Raw genomic sequence first — 20,729 nt, 5'->3', positions numbered from 1 at the left:
CGCCCCCCCCCCCCCCCCCCGCCGCGTCGTAGACCTGAACCGTTGCGTCGACCCCGTCCGAACCAGGCTGTGCAACAGCATAACTCGACACTGTCGGGATTACGCTGACCAGCGCCATCAAGCCGTTGTCCTCGTGATTGAGACGGTGACAGTGGATGACGAAGGTTCCGGTGTAGTCGGTGAACTTCGTCCGAAGCGTGACCGATGCCGGCTCCAGCGCGTTCTCTTGATCGTCGGTGACGGGAGCCGGAACGTTGACATTGTCCTGTCCCCATGGCTGCACACCCGTCACGGTCCCCGCAACCGGATCCACGATCTCCGTGACCTGAAAGTCGTTGACGTGGATGTGCATCGGATGTTCGTCGTTGTTGAGATTGGTGATCTTCCATTCCTCGACGGAGTCGAGCCGGGGCTGGATCAGCGGAATGTTGGGGAAGGTGTTGGCGGCGAACTCGTAGGTGAACGCCTTCGGGTCGCTCGCGCTTGCCTTGTCGTTCGAGAACCCTCCGGATACGACGAGTTCGCGCGTGACATCGACGGGCATGGCGGCGGTGTCGACGAACGAGGTGTAGGCGTCGAGCTTCTGACCTGGCTCGAACGGGACGGTTACACCGTCACCCTCCTCGGGCGTGACCTGAAGTAGCTTCTGGGTCGGGAAGGTGAAGAATCCGTCGGCGTAGCTGATGATCGACGGGTCGACGGTGACTGTACCGAGCGTCGCCGGTGGATTGTCGGTCCCGTTGTTGGTGTACAGGATGCCGTCGTTGACCACAGGCTTCGCACCCTCGAGCGGAGGCATCTCGAGGATGAGCTCGCCTTCCTCGGGCATCGTGACTGCGATCGAATAGCGCGACCCCGGCGGGATCACCAGCCGCGTGCCGTCCCCATCGACCGGACGTTGGACCTCGCCGAACGGGTTGCCGTCCTGCCCGACGAGTGCGAACTCGGGATGGATTCCGGTAGCGGTTTCGGTGAGTTGCAAAGGCATATAGGCGAAGTCGCTGATATTGGCCAGCACCCAGATCTCGGTCTGACCCGGTTTGGCGGTCAGCTCGGGCTGGAATCCGCCGTTGACGGTGAACTGGACGTCGCGCTGGTTGTCGGGAAGCGACGGGTCGGCAGGCACATCGACGGTGTCGCTGTTGAAGCCCTGCAGATTGCCCGGGATGAACTGGTTCTGACCGCGGTGATTGTCCGGGCTCAGCGGCCCGGTGTACCAGTTGGTCATGTACTGAGCGCCGTCGCTCGTCTCGGCGAAGTTCACCGGAGCAAGGCTCGGACGATAGGTGCCGTCGGACAGTTGCTGCTCGGTCGGAGGTTCGAGGGTACTGACGTACTGCGGCCAGTTGGGATCGTTCAGTTGGGTGCCGCTCCCTTTTCTGTCGAAGACGAAGTTGTACTGCAACGCCATGTCCCGGATCGGGAGGTCGTTCTCGGTGACGATCGGCAGATCACCGTCGGGACGGCCGATTTCGAGAAGGCCGGCAAGTCCGGCGTACGTCTGCTGGGCGGTCAGCGTGTGGAGATGGCTGTGGTACCAGTACATTCCGTTCGGCATTTCCTCCGGCACCGCGTAGTCGTATCGGTTACCCATACCGGCGGGGATGTCCAGTAGTACGTTGTCGGCGTTGCCGTCCGGACTCACATGCAATCCGTGAGTGTGCAGGTTGAGCGGGGCTTGGTCGAGCGTAGGTGGAACGATCGGCACCTCGCCGCCTGCCGGAGTGAACGCCGGATCGTAGAAGTCCTCGATGGTCAGGCCCTGCAGGTCGTTGTCGTAATGGACGATCAGTTGCTCGCCCGGGTCGACCCGCAGCGTGGGTGCCGGGTAGATGTCCTGTCCGCTCGTCGATCCATCCGAGGCCGTGCCTTGGATGACCTCGTAGCCGTAGAGCAGAAAGTTCTCCACCGGAGCCGACGCGGTGTCGAGCGCAACCTTGCCCTGATGGGCCGACAGTCGGACTTCGAGCACGCCGTTTTCGCTCGAGAGCTTCACCGGTTCGGTGTACTGCGCTACGGCCCCCTGATCCGCGTAGTTCGATCCCGCAGACGTGGGTGCCTCCTGCGCGCACGACGCCACGAGCAGTGCGACGACAACACACACAGCACCTCTGCGAGCAACAGAGAACATCGGCACTCCTCGGGCTGGGAGGACTTCGCCGAGCATAGGTCCGGTATTCGAGCCAACAGGGCCGAGTGAGGGTGAGATTGCGGGTGAGAAGGGGCCGCGCCGCATTCGAACATATGCACTAACAGGGTGTGGAAGGATCTGTGGATAACTCGAGGACCAATACCAGCGCCCTGTGGATGGGCTGTGGATCAATATCCGCCGCCACTACGAACTAGCTGCTCAGACCCCATGTCGGTGAATTACATGCCTGTGAGTAACTCTGCATGAAAAGTGTGGACAAAGTGTCACTAAGCTCGTGCCTATGGCGAAATCGATCATCGTGTGCACCTCCGTCTCGCACGGAAACACCAAGAAGATCGCCGACGCCATAGGCGGCGTGCTCGACGCCCCGGTCGTCGCACCCGCCGCTGCCGATCTCGCCGGCTACGACATGGTCGGGTTCGGGTCGGGGATCTACTTCGGGTCGTTCCACTCCGACTTGCGGGCCTTCGTCGAGTCGTTGCCGCAGCAGGACGGGCGCACGGCATTTCTGTTCGCGACCAGTGGACTGCCCGAGACCCGGCTCACTCGTTTCTCCGGCCGTCTCGTCGAACTTCTGGAGGACAAGGGATTCGACGTTGTCGGAGGGTTCTCGTGCCGAGGCTTCGACACGTTCCTGCCCTTCAAGCTCGTAGGCGGGATTCGCAAAGGACAGCCCGACGAGGACGACGTCGCCTCCGCCCGGGCGTTCGCCGAGCATCTGCGAGATGCGGTGGGCAACGATCGGGGGTGACGTCGCTGCAGGGACCGCCGTGGCTCAGCAAGTCTCCGCACTGGCTCGGATTGTCGCTCTTTCGCCCCGTTCGGCCAGCGCGGTGATGAATCGTGCGATCTCGGCTGGCTTCTCTTCTGCCATGAAGTGACCGGCTTGAATGGGTTCGTAGGTCGAATCGGTGGCCCACGCACCCCAGAGCGCGGCAGCATCGAAGCCTAGTTGCGATCCCCAGTCCTGCGAGATCACGCCTACCGGCATCGTGAGGCGAGCCCCGGCATCACGGTCCGCCAAGTCCATGTCGAGGTCGATTCCCGCCGTAGCTCGGTAGTCGGCGACTATGGAATCCACTGCAGCAACAGAGCTCTCGACGTAGTGCTCCCGAACGCCAGGGGTGAATGTCGATCCATCGGGATCCCACGAATCCAGGAACGAACCGAAGAACTCGGGGCCGACGGCCTTGATCATCTTCTCCGGCAGTCCTGCGGGCTGAGCCATGAGGTACAGATGCCATGCCACCTTTGCATCGATACCACGCAGAACGTCCCACGTGTCTGCAGTCGGGAGTACGTCGAGTATCCCGAGATACTGGACGGCTTCGGGATGGTCCAGCCCCGCGCGAACACCGACGAGGGCACCCCGGTCATGACCGACCAAGCCGAATCGGTGGAATCCGAGCGCTGCGGTGACCCGCACGACGTCATTGGCCATGGTCCGCTTCGAGTAGGTCCCCGAATCGGTGTCGGCCGGTTTGGCACTCGCCCCGTATCCACGAAGGTCAGGGACAATGACCGTGTGTCGAGCTGCGAGCTCGTGCGCGACGTACCGCCACATGATGTGCGTCTGTGGAAAGCCATGAAGCAATACGAGAGCCGGCCCGGTTCCAGCGACGGCAACGCTCAATTCCGCGCCCCCGTCGCCGGTCATGGTCCGATACCGAAACCCATCGATTGTCATTGCGTTCATCGTGTGTCCTTCACTGTTCGATGGGCGGGGTGACCGGAGAAGATGCCTGCCGGAAGATCGTGCTTTTCGAGCGCCGTTGCGCGGAGGGCGGGGATCACTACCGAATCGACGAGTGCATCCAGATAGTGGTCGTCGATTTGCAGCCCGTTGAGCTGCCGGAGGAGAACGACGGCGCCGACGACCTCCTCGAAGGGGAAGGGGTCGACTCCTCGAGGCAGTTCGCCGCGGCGAACGGCTGCTTCGATCACCGAGTCCGGAAGTCGGGCACCGGTCGGGCCGGTGGATCGTTCGATCTCTTCACAGAGCACAGGATCCTCGAGGCCTGCTTGGAGCAACAGCAGCGGCATACGACCGTCGGCAGCAGCCATCGTCGCCGCCAATCGCCGACAGAGGGCGAGCAGATCACCGCGAAGGCTGCCGGTGTCGATGTCGGCACCCGCTCCGTCGCGTGCGGGGCCAGCCTTCACTGCGGCGATAACCATGTCTCGCTTGGTTTTCCAACGACGGTACAGAGTCGCCTTGGATGCGCCTGCACGGCGTGCAACGCCCTCGAATGTGACACTGTCGTAGCCACCTTCGCCCAACTGAGCGTTCACGACGTCCAATATCTCGGACTCGCGTTCATCGTCGCGAGGACGCCCTCCAGTGACTGCGACCATGTCGACCTCGTTTCGGTTTAGATCCGGTACGGTTCGTATCGTAACAGGCTCCAGCGGCGCCCGGCGCCAAGAACTTGGCACTGAGGGTCATCTCGCGCACAACGATTCGAGCGAGCATTCAAGGACCATCAACCCACGTCCCATGGGGGTCCTCACATGTCGATCGTCTCCGACACACCCGTCACTGCTGTGTCCACACCGTCACCAGAACGGTCCGAGCCCGCTGAGTTGACTGTTCTCGGTGCGTGCCCACAGGACTGTCCGGACTCGTGCGCAATGGTCGTCACCGTCTCCGACGGAGTGGCCACCAGCGTCAGCGGCAGCAAGTCGATGCCATATACCAACGGCGGTCTGTGCGTGAAGGTCGACAACTACCTCGACAAGGTGTACCACCCGGATCGGCTTCTATACCCTCTGAAACGGTCCGGCCCCAAAGGAAGTGGCGAATTCGAACAGATCTCGTGGGACGAGGCCATCGCCACGATCGCCGAGAAATTCACCGCCGTCAGCGCGGAGTTCGGACCCGAGGCAATCATGCCGTGCAACTACCTCGGCACTCAGGGGATCACCCAGGGTTTGAACGTCGGCGATGCGTTCTTCAATCGGCTCGGCGCTACCGTCGCCGAGCGCACCTACTGCGATGCAGGCTCCTGCACCGCATACGCGATGACCGTGGGCGACACCGCAGGCGTCGACCCGGAAAGCTTCGTCCATTCGAAGTTCATCCTCATCTGGGCGTCGAACGTCATGAGCACCAATCTGCATCTCTGGCCGTACATCGCCGAGGCCAAGAAGCGCGGCGCCAAAGTCGTCGTGGTCGACCCGGTCAAGACGCGCACGGCAAAGGCAGCCAGCCAGTACATCCCGATTCGGCCGGGCACCGATGGCGCGCTCGCGCTGGCCATGATGAACGTGATCATCGCGGAGGGACTCACCGACGATGCCTACATCGCCGATCACACGATCGGATACGACGAACTCGTCGAACGCGTCGCCGGATACACCCCGGAGTGGGCCTCCGACGAAACCGGAATCCCGGTCGACGACATCTACACTCTTGCCCGCGAATACGCGCAGTCCCAACCCTCCGTCATCCGCATCGGCGTGGCGATCGAACGGAGTGCCGGTGGCGGACAGTCGGTTCGCGCGATTTCGTGCCTGCCCGCGCTGGTCGGGGCGTGGCGACGCCCGGGAGGCGGGCTGCTCCAGCTCCCGCTCTGGGCGTTTCCAGTCAACTGGCCGGCGTTCCTGCAGACCGAGTTGCAGACACCGGGAACGCGGGTGGTCAACCTGTACCAACTCGGCGAGGCGCTGACGGGCGGCCTGGAACTCGATCCACCGCTGAAGGCGTTGATGGTCTACAACTCCAACCCGGTCGTGGTGTGTCCCGACCAGGATCGGATGATCGCGGGCCTGTCACGTGAAGACCTGTTCACCGTCGTCAGCGACCACTTCCTGACCGATACGGCGTCGTATGCCGACATCGTTCTGCCCGCCACCACCCAGCTCGAACAGGACGACATCAACTTCTCCTGGGGGCATCTGTTCGTCACCTACAACAACAAGTCGATCGATCCGCGCGGGGAGGCCGTACCGAACACCGAACTGTTCCGCCGATTGGCCGCGGCCATGGGCTTCACGGAGCCTGCGTTCACCCGCACGGACGAGGAGCTGATCGCCGAGTCATACGACTGGGAATCACCCGCCATGGAAGGCATCACAATCGAATCTTTGAAAGAGAAAGGTTGGCAGCGTCTCAATCTTCCAGCTCCCGACGAGTATGCACCCCACGCAGAGGGCAACTTCAAAACTCCCTCCGGCAAGACCGAATTCGTGTCCTCGGCCGCGGCGGGCGGAAACTTCGTACTCCCGCTCTTCCGCCAAGGATCGAACGATCATCAGCCCGGCCAGCCGGTCGATCCGCTTCCGCACTACATTGCCCCGCGTGAGTCCAGTCGTGCGAATCCTGAACTGGCCGCCAAGTTTCCACTGAATCTACTGACCCCGAAGTCGCACGCGTACCTCAACTCCAGCTTCGGCAACATCGAGGTGCACCAGAAGGTGCAGCGCGAACCCTCGCTTCTGATCAACCCCGTCGACGCGGCGGCACGCGGCATCGAGTCGGGCGCGCAGGTCCGGGTATTCAACGAGCGTGGCGAGTTCGTCGTCATAGCCAAGGTGGACAAGTCCGTAATGGCAGGCGTCACCGTCTGTTCGATGGGCTACTGGCGGAAGAACTCTCTGTCGCTGTCGACGCCGGCATCGCTGAACCCCACCGTCTTCGCCGACCTCGGCAACGCCCCCACCTTCTCGGACACACTCGTCGAGGTTGCTCTGGTCGAGGGGGTCGTCGCATGAGCTACGTCGTAACCGACGCCTGTGTCGACGAACTCGACAAGTCCTGCGTCGAGGAATGCCCCGTCGACTGCATCTACGAGGGCGCCCGCATGGTGTACATCAATCCCGACGAGTGCGTCGACTGCGGCAAGTGCGTTCCGGCGTGCCCCAACGACGCGATCTACTGGGAGCACAAGCTGCCGGAGGACAAGAGCGTGTTCGTCGACATTGCGGCAGTCTTCTTCGACGAAACCGAAGCATCCGGAGGCGCGGAGGATTTCGGGCCGGTCGGACGAGATCACCCGGCGATTGCGGAGATGAGCACCGGTGACAACTGAACCGATCGACATCGACTGCGACCTGATCATCATCGGCGCAGGACCGGTAGGGCTCTACGGCGCCTACTACGCCGGATTCCGCGGGATGCGAGTGGCGGTCATCGACGCCCTCCCACACCCCGGTGGTCAGATGACTGCCCTCTATCCAGAGAAGCTCGTCTTCGACGTCGCCGGCTATCCCGCTGTCCGGGCGCAGAGTCTGGTCGACGCCTTGGTGGCACAGGCATCGCAGGCCGACCCCGTGTACCTGATGGAGCACGTCGCGATGACAGCCGTCGAAGGCGACGAGTACGTCGTGGTGACGACGGACCGCGGTGCGACAGTCACGGGCAAAGCCATGCTGATCGCGGCAGGAATCGGCAAGTTCACACCACGCCCGCTGCCTGCGGGATCGGAGTTCCTCGAACGCGGACTGCGATACTTCGTGCCCCGTCTCGACGATCTGGCCGGCCACGACGTGCTGGTCGTCGGCGGCGGTGATTCGGCGGTGGACTGGGCACTGAGCCTGGAACCCGTCGCGGCTTCGGTGTCTCTCGTCCACCGACGACACAGCTTCCGCGCACACGAGCACAGCCTGAAGCTGCTCGAGGATTCCTCTGTCTCGGTCCTGACTCCCTTCGAGGTGCAGCAAATATCAGGTGAAGACACGGTCCGGTCGGTCACCATCGTGGAGGCCGAGACCGGCGAGACCCGAGAGTTGCCTGCTACCAGCGTGGTGGCAGCTCTGGGGTTCAAGGCGGCGTTGGGGCCGATCGGCACCTGGGGTTTGGACAAACACGGACGCGACATCGCGATCGATCGCTCCATGCGCACCAACCGATCCCGAGTGTTCGCCGCCGGTGACGTTGCCGGGCACGACAACAAGGTCAAGCTCATTGCAGTGGGCTTCGCGGAAGCGGCCGTAGCAGTCAATCACATTGCAGCCCTGATCAATTCGGGCGAGCAAGTCACACCCGGACATTCCAGCGACCAGGCCTGATCCGCCTCACTCCTGGTCGCTGGGCCGCCGCGGTCGGGTGACAGCGTGGACGTCACCCGACCGCTCCGCCGCTGCGGCGCGGTACTGCCTCGGACTGACGCCGTACTGCTCCTTGAACGCTCTACTGAAAACCGTGAGATCGGTGAAGCCCCAACGCCGCGCGATCTGTCCGAGAGATCGGTCGACGGCCACGCTGGCGATGATGTCGCGGCGGCACTTCTCCAGTCGGCGCACACGGATCGACCGCGAGAGCGTCGTTCGATTCTCTGCGAACAACCTATGCAGTTGCCGAGTGGAGATGAGCATCGCGGTAGCGATCGCAGTCGGTGTCAGGTCTGGGTCGGCGAGGTTGTCCTCGATGAACCGGTCGATTTCTGGCATCAGACTGCGGCCGGCTGTAACGGGAGCCGAGCCCAGAGTGGTACGCGCGATCACACTGACCAGGTCGCCGACCTCGTCGGCAACCGCATATGCACCGCCCGAGTCGAAAGCCGATCGCGCAGTCGCGAGGTCATGGAGGAATCGGCCCAACACACCGCTCATTCCGCTGCGGCCGTCGAACCGCACGGCGGTAAGCCCGGCCGATTCGTGCTCGGTAAGTGAAATCAACGCCCGCGGCCACGTGAAGACTTCCAGCGACCACTGATCGTCGTGAGGATCGCCGTCGACGATCCAATCGAACGGGCGTGAGGTGTCGTAGATGGCGAAATCGCCTCGGCTGAGCACACATTCGCGATCATCCTGACGGACGATGGCCTCGCCTCTCCGAATCATGCCGATCTGCAGGAAGTCGCAGCCGTCGGAGTCGATCAACGTGCTGTTGCGTTCGATCCGTTGACTGGTCGCATCGACGCTGGAGACCTTGAGATGTGCAATCGACTGCGAACGCACCGACCCGGTGAAGCGACTGTCCCCGATATCCGCAACATCGAGCGCGACGAAATGCGCTTGCAGCATATCGGCCCAGTCGACGGCGCTGGTCGTCCGAGCCGGCAGGGCAAACCCAGATCTGTTCAGCATGGATTTCCTCCTCTCGGTAGAACATATCCCCGTTTATTTCGCCGATGTTGAGAAATCGTGACGTCGTCGAGAATTCGTCGGTCCGGTCGATCGGGCCTGACTCGGTGGTCGCCGGGAGTCAACTATTGGTCGCTGCACGCCAACCCGGGACGGACCGCGACCCGCATTGTTGGTCTCATGGCCAATCCCGACGGTGCCCCGTGACAGCCCTCCTCGACGCCAGGGGACGTCCACTTCGGGATCTGCGGATCTCGTTGACCGATCGATGCAACTTCCGGTGCGTCTACTGCATGCCGCGGGAGACGTTCGGGCCTGACCATATGTTCCTCCCCACAGAACGCTTACTCAGCTTCGACGAGATCGAACGGGTCACTCGCGCCGCGATGCGCCTCGGTGTGCGCAAAGTGCGATTGACCGGCGGCGAACCGCTGCTGCGCGACGGGATCCATGCCCTGATCTCCTCTCTGAAGTCTCTCGACGGGCTCGAGGTCGCGATGACGACCAACGGCGCGCTGCTCGGAAGGCATGCCGACGGACTGGCCCGCGCAGGTCTCGATCGGGTCACGGTGAGCCTCGATTCCACCGATCCCGAGACCTTTCGCCGCATGAGTGACACCAGAGTTCCGGTAGAGCGGGTGCTCGACGGCATCGAGTCGGCCACGACCGCCGGCCTGGGCCCGGTCAAGGTCAACGTCGTCGTGCGACGCGGCGTGAACGATGCCTCGGTGCTCGACCTGGCTCGGACATTCCGAGGATCGCCGGTGACGGTCCGATTCATCGAGTACATGGATGTCGGGTCCACAAATCGATGGCGGCATGATCAGGTGATCGGCGCAGCGGAGATAGCGTCGACGATCGATGCGATGTACCCACTCGAGCCACTGCCCCCGAGGTACGACGGTGAGGTCGCGCGACGGTACCGGTACCGCGACGGCGGCGGCGAGATCGGGATCATCGGTTCGGTCACCCGTCCGTTCTGCGGCGACTGCACACGCGCCCGTTTGTCGGCCGACGGCCAGGTCTACACATGCCTGTTCGCCGGATCAGGTACCGACCTGCGGGGTCTGATGCGATCCGGTGCCGACGACGCGACAGTCGAGGCCACCCTGCGTCGTCTATGGTCCGCGCGCGTGGACCGCTACTCCGAATTGCGTTCGCAATCAGACGGTCCATCTCGCGGCGAGAAGGTCGAAATGTCCTACATTGGAGGGTGAATGAGATCGGTAGCCGAACACCGTCGGCAGATCGCAGCACTCGGCATCACCGCTCGGTCGCGGTCTGTCGAGCTCTCCGCTGCGATGGGGGCTGTGCTCGGCGAGGCGGTGCGAACCTCCGGACCACTTCCGGCATTCGATGTCTCCGCCGTCGACGGATTCGCCGTTCGTCACGATGACCTCCGGGTCGACGCCGAGCTGTCGGTACGTGGAACGTGCGTTGCCGGCCCGATCGCGACGGCGATCTCGGTGTCACCGGGCCAAGCTGTGCAGATCATGACGGGAGCTCCCGTACCTCCTGGCGCCGACACTGTCGTACCGGTAGAGGAGACCAGTGGATTCGTCGAAGATTTCGCAACTGCCCGGGTACGAATTCGAACTTCGCCGAAGCGGGGCGCCAACATTCGCGCACGTGCCAGCGACATCGGTGCAGACGAAGTCATCCTATCCAAGGGGACCTCGCTGTCGCACAACCACATCGGTGCACTGTCCGCACTCGGCCTGACGCAAGTCCAGATCCGATCCTGCCTGCGGGTCGCGGTCGTCCCCACCGGAAACGAGCTGGTTCGGCCTGGCACACCGCTACGCGCCGGACAGATCCACGAGTCGAACGCCCCGATGATCGTCGCCGACCTGCAGCGGTGTGGAGCCGAGGTCCGTCGCGAAGACGTCGTGGGTGACGACGTCGAATCGCTGCGCGCGACGCTGGGCCGATGCGCCGACTGGGCGGACCTCATCGTGACAACCGGCGGAGTCAGCGCCGGTACCGAGGATGTAGTTCGTTCGGCGCTCGACGGCGCGTACGCGGAGTTCGTGTCGGTTGCGATGAAACCTGGAAAACCCCAGGGAGCAGGTCACTTCGACGGCGTTCCGATCATCTCCCTGCCTGGCAACCCGGTGGCTGCTTTCGTGTCCTACGAGATGTTCGTCCGCCCATTCGTCCGGGGAGCGCTGGGCTGCGACACCGTCGACCGCCCGACCTGTGAGGTGGTGCTGGACTCCCCCACCATCGCCGGCCGCCCAGGAATGACGCAGTTCCGCCTCGGTCGGCTTCAAAGTTCATGCGTCGTCGTCTCAGGTTCGGCGTCCTCGGGCTCGATCAGTTCGATGGCGTCGAGCGACTGTCTCGTCGTCGTCGGCGAAGGCGGTATAACGCATGGGTCAGCGGCGACGGTCTGGATGACGGGTGTCGGCTGAGACGTGTGCAAACAGCGACAGCGGCTATGCCGTGGACATAGCCGCTGTCGCGGGCCTAACTGAGCCGCCTAAGAGAATCGAACTCTTGACCTTTTCATTACGAGACAGCCATATGTCGTACAACGCAGTGAAGTCCTTTGCACGCCTGACTACACTTTTCCCAGTTCAGGACCGGTTTAGGGTCTGTGCGATGCAACCGCGTACAACGACGTTTGATGTCACACTCGATGACACATCGACACCCTGCCGTACGCGCGTCTGAGCGCGAGTGTGGACGCCTATCGAACGCGTGACGTGTTCGCGTATGTCGTTGCACCACAGAAGGTCTACACGCTGACCTGCGGCCTTTTGGACTCGCGCCTGAAGTCTCTTACGTTGCTGTGGAACACCACCCGACCAGGAGGACACGATGGCAACCGCCAAGAAGATCGAAACCTTGACCACACGCGAGGTAGCCGACACGTTGGGCACCACACCTCGCGAGCTGCGCGTGTTCCTGCGTGCGAGCAAGGACTACGAGGCGTGTGGTGCTGGGTCGCGCTACGTCTTCGTTGCAGCCGACCTCACCACCATGAAGACTCGGTTCATGACGTGGACCAAGGAACGCGCCGCGAAGGCCACCGCCGAGGCTGATGCCAAGTGATGCCCGACTACCCACTCGCGATGCGTTGGCTCCCGGACAACGGGTCCGAGCTGACCGACGAACTCGTCAACGCCTACAAGCTTGAGGGTTACGACCGCACACCCTCGAACCTGGGTCGCTCGTTCTTGTTCAACGACGCGGGCCTGATCTGGACCGACGACGAAGAGGCACTGGGCATGTACCTCACCCCCGGCGCTGACCCCACCGCGTACACGACCGCCTACCTGATGACGCGCATCCTCAAGCAGATGGGCTTCACCGCTACGCAGACGTTCGACCGTATGACCAACGCTTGAACTAGAACGCCCACATCGCACAATCGGTGTAGGCATTCTTGTGAGCGCCTCAGGTCGTTCGTAAGGGCCTGAGCGTCACACGTCGCATGATCGTGCCCGTGACCGTGTCAGTAATCCGGCGATTCGTCGAGCTCATCCCCATACTTCGCCCGAAAGTGCATCTCTTCAAAGTCAGTGTCGGAGGGCTCCCATGTGTCCGCCTCTGGGGGGTCGACCTCCGGTTCCAACTCCTCGTCGTCATCAAGGCCGAAATACTCCAGCTCATCTGGATTCAGACGCAGGTTGCACACCGAACAGCTAAAGGCCATTGGCAAGAAGATCCGCTCAAGATGAGTAGGTACGTCGCCGTCCCCCCAGACGACTGCCCCCCGAGTTACCTCACCCCCCAGCCATCCGGGAAACCCGCAAACCGGGCAGGGCTTCTCGACCGACAGCTTATAAATGCCGTTGACACGCAACGCAATAGACCTTAGGAACTGCGTAGATGTCGACTCCGGTAAACCGGCTGTGAGTGACTCAAGATGCGCGCGTGCCCGAGCAATCTTAGATTCAATCCGTTTTGCGAGGTCGTTCACTGCCGCATCCACGAGTCTATTCGCCACATCGAATGCATGTTCGCCCCAAAACATTCGACGAGTCTGCGATGGCTGCACGAGTGGTTGCAGATGGTCGATGACTCGAACCATGACAGGCAAGGCAGCCGACAAGTCGTCGACGTCGACCATCCCGAAGTGAAGCGCAGAGTTTCGCACGTTCAGGACCCCGCGGTCGATTTGATCTCGCCACACCATTGTTGGCTGAAGCTTTTTGACGATCGTCATGACGTCAGACGCGCTGCGAGTCTTCACGTACGACGGCTTCACTTTGGTCAGGTGGGCATTACCGCCCATGATCAGCAGTGAGTCGACATCACCCTTGTCTGCGAGCAACGATGGCTGCACGGATGCCAAGTACGCCTTGGCCATCAGCTCGACGGCCGACCCGACCGATGCCGCCGCCACCTGACATTCGAAGGGATCACTTGATGCAAACAGTTCGATGGCGCGCCTCGCGTGTAGCTTGGCGCTACCAGCGAGATTTAGCGACAGCTGCCCGTACGGAACGAGCTTCCCGCCAAGGGGCCAGTATCCATCGCTTGTCCCACTGCGTTCATCACACGCACCATTGCTCACCCCCTAAGTGTCTCCTACGGCGATGTCATCACCTACGCACACCCCATCCGACGTGCACCGAAGACCCCGCCATCTGATGTGCAATCAGCCAATTTTCGGCGCCTGATAATCAGATCCTATGCACAGCTCATTCCACAATCGATCAGGCCAGAGTTTATAAAGGTACTTGTCTCTATCTTTTTCAAAGGTGCAGAATTCACGACTGACAACCTGTGAGCCTTCAACAACTTCTACTGGACCTCGGTGCCACTGAATAGTCATATCTTTTTCTTTTTCCTCGATGACGAAGCCTGTTCTCGCTCCACCAGACTCCATATCGATGTTCTCCGCAGGCAACCAATGATCACTAGAAGCAGTCAGAGCTTGCAAAACTGAGAACACAACGAGCGCACCACCGAAAAGCACAAGTCGTGGCGCCCCGATCTTCCTCACGAAATAACTGAGCACAAGCGCAAGAATGACGAGTATCCCAAGCCCGATCGCAACCCAGTTAGCTGCGAACCGGTTCATTAGGATAAAGCCAACAAATGTAGAGGCGATTCCCAGACCTAGGGACCAAGCGGGAAGGTTTTCCCCAGGTACATCAAAAAGTACTCGCTCGATTATCACTAAGCCCGCGTAGAAAAGCCCAACGGGAAGCAGAGAGAGAATCGTTACTATTGCGATCTGAACAACATCCAGATTAGTAACGAGCACTCTCAAGGAGATCGGGTCTCCTCCAGAGACGTAGAAGATGCGATAGCAGGCAAGCGCAAGCGGTGTCACACCAATCAGCCAAACGATGTTCTCGCGCACCCATGGCCATTGCAGAACCCTCGACCACTCGTGCGTATCGATACTTGCCTTGGCGACGCCAACATCAACCGGCACGGTCGGCCCGGCATTGTCGCTTGACTTATCCCTGCCGCCGAACCATTCGTCAAGCTTCTTGATCGCCAGGAAAAGTATTACAAGATCGAGGAGTCGACGAACCCACCGAGGTCGGTCGCCCACTACTGCCCCGCATCCTCTTTGAATACCTGACCTGCAAGACGGTTCATAACCTCAAGGCGCTGCTGATAGGGCAAGCGCGCCCAGTCGTTAAAGATGCGCTCCATGTTGGATGTATCGCAACGACCCGCCTGCATCCGCGAGTAGAAGGTCTTCTTCTCCTTCACACCGCCCCTGACGTCCTGGGCGTCGTTGAACACTTGATCGGGGTCCCAGGGATTCTGCGTCACGTTGCGGCCAACTCGTTCCAAGCTCTCGATCACAATGCTGGCCCTCCCGTTAATGTGGACTTAGCTACACATCAGTAGCACATCGCCTGGGCTGACACTCGCGCAGCGAGCTTCTGGACTACGTTCGACTTGCGAACAGCCCTCCAGTTCTTCTGTTGCACAACAGTTTTCTTACGGACTCGGGTCCGAAGTCTCTTAGAATTGGGGTATGACGAACGCAACGACCACCCTGCCCGATGCCACCTCCTACGTCGCCGATCTGCTGGCTGACGCTCGTGGTCTGTCCGATGTCTTGATGGCCGCCCACACCTTCGAGGCCCATGAAGCCGCTGAAGACCTCGCGATGTCATGTGGTGACATGCTCGACACGTACGGTCTGAACATCGAAGCCGCGATCTGCGCCACGCTCGCCCTGATGCTCGATCACGATGTCATGTTCTGATCGATACAACTAAGCCCCACACCGCCGAATCCTGCGAGTGGGGCTTCTTGGGCTCTCAGTTCGTCCGTGTGCTTTTCACTGTGCATGTCATCACGCGACGCTTGCTCGGATCGTTGCGGCGTCTCTCAGACACCGGTACGCCGTCTCTATACGTCCTCGATGCGCACGCGTTCGCTTAGCACCTCCTCACGCACCGCACGTTCGATGTCGCACAAGTGAATCGCGATCCAATCCAACTCCTTCGCTTCGTCTCGCGTCAGCGGAGCGTTCGCCAGTAGCTTGCCTGCGGCATCGAGAAGTTGGTACGTCTGGCGCATCAGGTCGTTGAACCGTGCGCTTCGATTCGGTAGGTCCTGCCACTGCATCCCGTTCGCCCCGCTCTCCATGTGCGGAACAGAATGCACCTGCGAAACGACAGCCACAACGCGACCTGTGGATGAACCTGTGGATAGATTGTGGATAGCTGTGCACAGCGGTCGCGGTTCTTGTGCGCAACCTGTGTATAGACAGATCAGTTTGGCCTTGACCAGCAGCTCAAGGCCTGTGTATCGAATTACATTCGTGTGAGTAACGCCTGTCTCGGCGTGTCGTGAGGGAATGCATCTCGGGCGTGTTGACTGATCATGGTCAGAACACACACATTCTGACGTGCGACGGACCACAGTAGATCTGATCTGCAATCAGATTGTCGGTCTGACTGAGTATGGTCAACTCGAATCGACAAGAGGATAACCATGACAGGTACCCAACAGAGCGAGAACCACGTCGTCCACTTCGTTGGAATCGTGCATCCTCAATCTGGCTCATGGTATTTCGATGGCCCGATCGAGTTAACACGTGATGGTGCGGCGGTGACAATCACGATTATGAACTCGACCTTCCGCGCGAGTGTCAGAACTCAGGCGATTGCGGACCTCGACTCCCTGTGGAACCAGACGGCGTCTGACGTTCGCACTGCGCTTGATTCGCTGTCGTACCTACGCGCTGCGCCTATCAACATCGAGCTCGTCGGTGGCACCATGGACGACCGCGCGCACATCGGGATTGCCCTTGCGTGGGATGCGCTAGCGGCTAACGCTGAAGGCCACTTCGACGGGTCAACCACCGGTCCTGTTCTCAAAGCTGCTTATGCGGACGCCCAGGTAAGGCACGCGCTCGCAGACCTGCGAATGGCGCTCGAGTATGTGGACGACACGGGGTTTTACTGCTATCGGGCTATCGAGAGCATCCGTCAGTGTTACATCGCAGAAGGCCAGGGAGATGAGGGCTCCGCACGGCGGATGTCGTGGTCACGGATGCGCGATGAGCTATCCATCGAACGATCCGAGATCGACGTGGTGACGGACCTTGCTAAGCCAAGACGCCATGGACAGCACAGTGCAATCTCGTCGGACGAGCGTTTCGAGGCGCTTGCTCTCGCTAGGCGCATCGTCCGTGCGTACATTGACAAGACGGCCTAGCGCGTCCACCACTCAGCCCGTCATCCTCAAGACAGGCGACGGGCTGTGCGGCTACGCGTTGACTGGTTCGACCCAATGCTGCGCAAGATTGCGGCTGTACTTCATGCCAGCCTTGGTCCGAGACTCAGCGACGTTGAGGTTGTGCCACACCTGCGCGGCTGCTTTCCTGTCGTCCGTCAGGTCGTCGAGCGCCTTGGCGAACTCGGGGAACAACGGGCGAAGGAACAGCTTGTCGATGCCCTCCTGCGGAAATCCCTTGGTCAGCAGGTACGGCACGATCTCCTGCACGAGGATGGGCTTGACCGATGCATCCGCACCTTGGACCTCGTTGATCGCAGCTTCGAGACGATCCCCGCCTGCGGCCTTCTCAAGCTTGGCGAGGATGCGAGGCCACACCCGAGCAATGCGAGTCTCCGCGAGCTGTTGATCCGCAGTCGACCCATTAGGTGCAGTGAGCTTGGCGCGCTGTGTGTCGACGTTCGCCTCCGCCTCACTAAGTTCGGTGTCGACGGTCTTGCGTACCTCCGCGAGGGTCTCGTTCCACCCGTACGTGGATTCGAGGTTCGCGAACTGTTCGTCGGCTCCTTTCTCCGTGATCGTCCCGTTGGTGAGCTTGGCCTGCACCGTCTGCGCCTTCGTGTCGTGCAAAGTGCTGGCGAGCTTGATGGTGGCGAAAAGGTCTGCGGTGTCGATGTTTCCCATGATAATCTTTCTGTTGGTTGGTGATGTAGTAGGTGCCTGAAGTGGCAATCTCGCGTGTACGTAGTACGTGCCCCTACGTTTGCAAACTCGCCGCCTCCTTCACTTCTTGAAACTGCGTCATCTCGTCGTTGGTGACGATCCTCCGTCCGTAGATCAGATCTTCTGGGTCGCAATTACGTTCGTAAGGTTCGACATTCCGACACGTTGGGTCGTGAAGGAATATCTGGATAGTCATCTTGATCGGATCAATCGTGAGACCGGGCGACGAGCAATCTTGGCAGATGTGTTCGTCTTTGGCTGGGTAGGCCTTGCCAGTCTCCGCGTTGAGAAACAGCGCCCGCCCGTTCACGTCTGGATTCTCGATGTGAACCAGCGTGACCAACTTCGTCATCGTTTCGTTCCTTTCGCGTCGCATTGACGAATCGTAAGCGATATCGGCGAAATCCCCGAAGAGTGAGTTCGACCCACTCGCACGTAGGCGCGACGGTAGACCAGTTGCAGTGCAATTACTTTCGTCATTCCCACACCGCCCGAGTTCGTCACGAACCAACCGCACATCTCGATGATTTACACGGGTGTAGCGGGTGTAGGGGTGTAGTGGCACGCAACATCAAAACATGTCTCACGTAGCAAAAAAAGAAGAAGAAAACTTCATCTACGTACGGCAAGGCGTTGAATTTTTGTCGCAGACCGCTACACCCGCTACACCCCTACACCCGTTGTGGCTTAGAGGCGTACACCCGCTAGGTGTTCAGCCGGTAGCGCTTGCCGCCTTGCTTAGCCGACAGCTCGACAACCTCACCCGAATCGACAAGCTCTTCGATAGCCTCGTCGAACAAGTCGCGCTTGTTGGCCGCAAGTTTTCCTCGCAGCGCGGCGCTTCCGATCGCCCGGTCCTCCGCAGCCAACAACCTCAGCAACCGCCTTCGCACCAGATCGAGATTCGTCTTGTGGGTGTGGTCGTCACCGATCACTCCGAGGCGTGCGCGTCGCTTTTGTCCCCTGACTTCGTTCTCCCATTCGTACTTGCGATAGAGGGCGCGAACGTACTCACGAGTTTGATCGCTGACGCGCATGACTACCCCTGCAAGCCTCCAATCATCCAACGTCACGACATCTGTGCGCCCGTCGATCCACATGAGCCACGCTGCAACCTTGGCGCGAGTGAGCAATGCGTGACCGTCCAACGCATCGTCGAGCGCTTCCCCTCGAAGCTGCTTGCGCCTTGTCACCTTCATCAGATCGATGGCCTCAGAGGGAATCTCCAATGGGTGAAGCTCTTCCTGATCTCGCTCTTTGTCCAAAGCCAACTCCGCAAGTTCCTCCTCGTCGAGTTCGCGAGGATCGAACCCCGGGACGCTCCAAGCCCACCGATCGGGTACATCGGGCTCGTCGTCTGGCGCGTCAGGGTCGTTTGCAGGCAGCCAAAGCATGCGCTGCGGCGTTCCGCCCTTGGCGTCATTCAGCAATACACCGGAGTTCTCAGGCTGAATGCCAACGACCACCGCCGCACGGTAGCGATGCTCTTCGACGGGCACGCGCTTCGTCGGATCCGAGTTCGCCATACCCAAACGCTCACCCATGATGAGCTTGCGTATCTCGCCCAGCAACGTCGACCCGCCTCGCTGCGCTATCGCAGCCATCGTGTCGATCTCAGCCGCAGACAGGATCGCTGAATCGCGAATTATCCTGTACTCCCCCTTGTTTGTACGGTAGGCGTAGGTTTTCGCGAAGCCCTCGCCGCTACCGATGTTCTCGATATGTGTGGACGTGCCGAAGTCGATCGCTCTCTTCCCTGCACCCTCACACGCGCCCTTGCCGATACCCGACGCTCCACACAGCCCTACGAACCCATTTAGGCTAGCCTCACTGCCAACCGTCGCAGGCAATACGATGTCCGTGGGTATCGACGCCGATGCACGCATGAGTACCACCCCCAGAGTTCCCCACGGTGACGCCAACAGGCCCCGCGCAGTGTCTCTGATTGCCGCATGGACGGATCGCTCATCCCAGAACGCCTCGATGTCAGAGTCGAGTTCAAGGTCCCGTGTCGTCGCTACAGCGGATGTGGAGTTCTCCTTTGCCGCCCGTCTCGAGTAGCACGTCGCAACCTGCGCAGGAAGTCCTCCTACGTACATGTTCTCGTGCTCGAACTTGTCGAGTCCAGGCACGTAGTCCTTCATCAGCCACAGCGTTTCCGGGAGTGAGAACCCATCTTCGAAGCACTGACTCACAACGCCGTAGGTCTTCTTGCCCCGTTCCGACCCATCCCCGACCGAGTCGTCGTCGAGCAACGAACGCAGGTAGTCTGAGGGACGCTTACGCGGCTTCACAGCGTCTAGCGATTCCGTCGTGACCGACTTGTCGATTGTGTACTCGTCAGCGCGCACAGCCTCCCTCAGGTCGTCCACGTCGTATCCGCGTCGCGTGTGGGAGCGAACGGTCACTTTCACTGCAGGTGACTTCTTGCGATTGAAGGTGCCGGGCAGTCGAAACAGATCGTTGTCAGTCACCTTGTCGTTCCCACACCCAAGCGTCTGACCGATACCCCAGCACATCTGCTGGTGTTCGTCGACGGTCAGGTCTCGCCTACTGGGTGCACGATTGGTTCGCCAGAATCGTTGCGTGTGGCCTGGGGTTCCCGAATCCACAATGATCGTTGCGGGAAACTCAGCCAACACCGACTCGTCGTCCACGGCCGCATCTTGGTCGAGATGGACCCATTGACGCTTCACTGCGTTGCCCTTCGTCCGCCTCCTTGTGCGCAGAACGTTCGGGCAGTAGAAGCAATGGTGCGTGTCGAGCCGATTCGAAACGGCCTCAGCGACCGTATCCTCTTGACGTGGCCAGCTATAGAATTGTTCTTCCCATCCCTCACCATCGACAGCTTTGAATGCAAGGCACACATAGCCTTTCACATTCCCCCACAACGTGCGCAGATGTGACATTGCCATCTGCTCCTCAGTTGACCCGAGGTCCGTGAAGTCGACGTTGACTGGCATTACTGTTCCCTCTCGTGTGGCGATCATCGCTTGGACCCCTTGTCTTCTTTGATCTCTTCAGATGTGAGTTCGACCTGTTGGGCTTTATGTTCCTCTTGCACAAGCCATTCGGCTTTATCCTTTGCAGTGATCGTTTGCGCGAGACCTATCCCCCGTCGTCGCGTTGTCCACGGTCGAACGCCATGCATGCCCGATCGTTG

The 20,729-nt window shown here is 60.6% G+C and carries 21 protein-coding genes; 10 read left to right on the top strand and 11 right to left on the bottom strand.

The features are described from left to right. On the bottom strand, nucleotides 1-2,131 hold a 2,131-nt coding region (locus ACODSO_RS04860; RefSeq protein WP_489035426.1), incomplete at its 3' end, for a multicopper oxidase family protein. Between the two features lie 301 nt (nucleotides 2,132-2,432). On the opposite strand from ACODSO_RS04860, the gene ACODSO_RS04855 reads away from it, so the two are divergent. Beyond that, nucleotides 2,433-2,903 carry a flavodoxin family protein gene (locus tag ACODSO_RS04855; RefSeq protein ID WP_489035425.1) on the top strand — a complete coding sequence of 157 codons (471 nt, stop codon included), beginning with the start codon at nucleotides 2,433-2,435 and terminating at the stop codon, nucleotides 2,901-2,903. Between the two features lie 24 nt (nucleotides 2,904-2,927). Here the strand turns inward: ACODSO_RS04855 and ACODSO_RS04850 are convergent, their stop codons facing one another. Together ACODSO_RS04850 and ACODSO_RS04845 are read right to left on the bottom strand one after the other, a co-directional pair. Further along, nucleotides 2,928-3,848 carry an alpha/beta fold hydrolase gene (locus ACODSO_RS04850; RefSeq protein WP_489035423.1) on the bottom strand — a complete coding sequence of 307 codons (921 nt, stop codon included), beginning with the start codon at nucleotides 3,846-3,848 and terminating at the stop codon, nucleotides 2,928-2,930. Continuing rightward, complete coding sequence (locus ACODSO_RS04845) at nucleotides 3,845-4,507, bottom strand: TetR/AcrR family transcriptional regulator (protein WP_489035422.1); 663 nt, start codon at nucleotides 4,505-4,507, stop codon at nucleotides 3,845-3,847. The genes ACODSO_RS04850 and ACODSO_RS04845 overlap by 4 nt, the downstream gene beginning before the upstream one ends. A gap of 156 nt (nucleotides 4,508-4,663) precedes the next feature. Here ACODSO_RS04845 and ACODSO_RS04840 point away from each other — a divergent pair, with 156 nt between their 5' ends. The 3 genes from ACODSO_RS04840 to ACODSO_RS04830 are packed head-to-tail and all read left to right on the top strand — an operon-like array spanning nucleotide 4,664 to nucleotide 8,161. Then, on the top strand, nucleotides 4,664-6,865 hold the full coding sequence (locus ACODSO_RS04840) for a molybdopterin-containing oxidoreductase family protein (RefSeq protein ID WP_489035420.1): 2,202 nt from the start codon (nucleotides 4,664-4,666) through the stop codon (nucleotides 6,863-6,865). After that, nucleotides 6,862-7,182, top strand: coding sequence for a ferredoxin (fdxA, locus tag ACODSO_RS04835; protein WP_489035419.1), 321 nt, complete (start codon nucleotides 6,862-6,864; stop codon nucleotides 7,180-7,182). The genes ACODSO_RS04840 and fdxA overlap by 4 nt, the downstream gene beginning before the upstream one ends. Beyond that, a complete protein-coding gene (locus tag ACODSO_RS04830; RefSeq protein ID WP_489035417.1) occupies nucleotides 7,172-8,161 on the top strand; it encodes an NAD(P)/FAD-dependent oxidoreductase in 990 nt (329 codons plus the stop codon). The genes fdxA and ACODSO_RS04830 overlap by 11 nt, the downstream gene beginning before the upstream one ends. A 6-nt stretch (nucleotides 8,162-8,167) precedes the next feature. Here the strand turns inward: ACODSO_RS04830 and ACODSO_RS04825 are convergent, their stop codons facing one another. Then, nucleotides 8,168-9,181 (bottom strand): AraC-like ligand-binding domain-containing protein, encoded by a 1,014-nt coding sequence (locus ACODSO_RS04825; RefSeq protein WP_489035415.1) that lies wholly within the window; start codon nucleotides 9,179-9,181, stop codon nucleotides 8,168-8,170. A gap of 200 nt (nucleotides 9,182-9,381) precedes the next feature. Here ACODSO_RS04825 and moaA point away from each other — a divergent pair, with 200 nt between their 5' ends. The 4 genes from moaA to ACODSO_RS04805 all read left to right on the top strand — a co-directional run bounded on the left by moaA (nucleotide 9,382) and on the right by ACODSO_RS04805 (nucleotide 12,531). Next, nucleotides 9,382-10,395 carry a GTP 3',8-cyclase MoaA gene (gene moaA, locus ACODSO_RS04820; protein ID WP_489035414.1) on the top strand — a complete coding sequence of 338 codons (1,014 nt, stop codon included), beginning with the start codon at nucleotides 9,382-9,384 and terminating at the stop codon, nucleotides 10,393-10,395. After that, entirely contained in the window at nucleotides 10,396-11,592 is a 1,197-nt protein-coding gene (locus ACODSO_RS04815; RefSeq protein WP_489035413.1) for a molybdopterin molybdotransferase MoeA, read from the top strand. Between the two features lie 409 nt (nucleotides 11,593-12,001). Next, nucleotides 12,002-12,235, top strand: coding sequence for a hypothetical protein (locus ACODSO_RS04810; RefSeq protein WP_489035412.1), 234 nt, complete (start codon nucleotides 12,002-12,004; stop codon nucleotides 12,233-12,235). Beyond that, nucleotides 12,235-12,531, top strand: a complete 297-nt coding sequence (locus ACODSO_RS04805; protein WP_489035411.1) for a hypothetical protein — start codon at nucleotides 12,235-12,237, stop codon at nucleotides 12,529-12,531. Before ACODSO_RS04810 ends, ACODSO_RS04805 begins: the two co-directional genes overlap by 1 nt. A gap of 107 nt (nucleotides 12,532-12,638) precedes the next feature. Here ACODSO_RS04805 and ACODSO_RS04800 read toward each other — a convergent pair whose 3' ends face one another. The 3 genes from ACODSO_RS04800 to ACODSO_RS04790 form a co-directional block, all read right to left on the bottom strand. Next, a complete protein-coding gene (locus ACODSO_RS04800) occupies nucleotides 12,639-13,703 on the bottom strand; it encodes a hypothetical protein (RefSeq protein ID WP_489035409.1) in 1,065 nt (354 codons plus the stop codon). Between the two features lie 84 nt (nucleotides 13,704-13,787). Next, nucleotides 13,788-14,696, bottom strand: a complete 909-nt coding sequence (locus ACODSO_RS04795) for a hypothetical protein (RefSeq protein WP_489035408.1) — start codon at nucleotides 14,694-14,696, stop codon at nucleotides 13,788-13,790. Then, nucleotides 14,696-14,956 (bottom strand): hypothetical protein, encoded by a 261-nt coding sequence (locus ACODSO_RS04790; RefSeq protein WP_489035406.1) that lies wholly within the window; start codon nucleotides 14,954-14,956, stop codon nucleotides 14,696-14,698. The genes ACODSO_RS04795 and ACODSO_RS04790 overlap by 1 nt, the downstream gene beginning before the upstream one ends. Nucleotides 14,957-15,131: 175 nt before the next feature. On the opposite strand from ACODSO_RS04790, the gene ACODSO_RS04785 reads away from it, so the two are divergent. Then, on the top strand, nucleotides 15,132-15,365 hold the full coding sequence (locus ACODSO_RS04785) for a hypothetical protein (RefSeq protein ID WP_489035405.1): 234 nt from the start codon (nucleotides 15,132-15,134) through the stop codon (nucleotides 15,363-15,365). A 146-nt stretch (nucleotides 15,366-15,511) separates the two neighbouring features. Here ACODSO_RS04785 and ACODSO_RS04780 read toward each other — a convergent pair whose 3' ends face one another. Next, nucleotides 15,512-15,787 carry a hypothetical protein gene (locus ACODSO_RS04780; RefSeq protein WP_489035403.1) on the bottom strand — a complete coding sequence of 92 codons (276 nt, stop codon included), beginning with the start codon at nucleotides 15,785-15,787 and terminating at the stop codon, nucleotides 15,512-15,514. A gap of 312 nt (nucleotides 15,788-16,099) precedes the next feature. Here ACODSO_RS04780 and ACODSO_RS04775 point away from each other — a divergent pair, with 312 nt between their 5' ends. Beyond that, nucleotides 16,100-16,825: a DUF8168 domain-containing protein gene (locus ACODSO_RS04775; protein ID WP_489035402.1), complete on the top strand. Its 726-nt coding sequence runs from the start codon at nucleotides 16,100-16,102 to the stop codon at nucleotides 16,823-16,825. Nucleotides 16,826-16,876: 51 nt separating this feature from the next. On the opposite strand, the gene ACODSO_RS04770 is transcribed toward ACODSO_RS04775, so the two are convergent. The 3 genes from ACODSO_RS04770 to ACODSO_RS04760 form a co-directional block, all read right to left on the bottom strand. After that, nucleotides 16,877-17,527, bottom strand: coding sequence for a hypothetical protein (locus tag ACODSO_RS04770; protein ID WP_489035401.1), 651 nt, complete (start codon nucleotides 17,525-17,527; stop codon nucleotides 16,877-16,879). Between the two features lie 73 nt (nucleotides 17,528-17,600). After that, the gene (locus ACODSO_RS04765) at nucleotides 17,601-17,918 is read right to left on the bottom strand and encodes a hypothetical protein (RefSeq protein WP_489035399.1); all 318 of its coding nucleotides are present in this window, start codon (nucleotides 17,916-17,918) and stop codon (nucleotides 17,601-17,603) included. A gap of 352 nt (nucleotides 17,919-18,270) precedes the next feature. Next, nucleotides 18,271-20,262: a hypothetical protein gene (locus ACODSO_RS04760; protein WP_489035397.1), complete on the bottom strand. Its 1,992-nt coding sequence runs from the start codon at nucleotides 20,260-20,262 to the stop codon at nucleotides 18,271-18,273. Between the last annotated feature and the right edge of the window lie 467 nt (nucleotides 20,263-20,729).

The organism is Rhodococcus sp. FG69 (assembly GCF_057808915.1).
The sequence above is the reverse complement of the archived record's forward strand: the minus strand, read 5'-3'. Positions and strand labels throughout refer to the sequence as shown.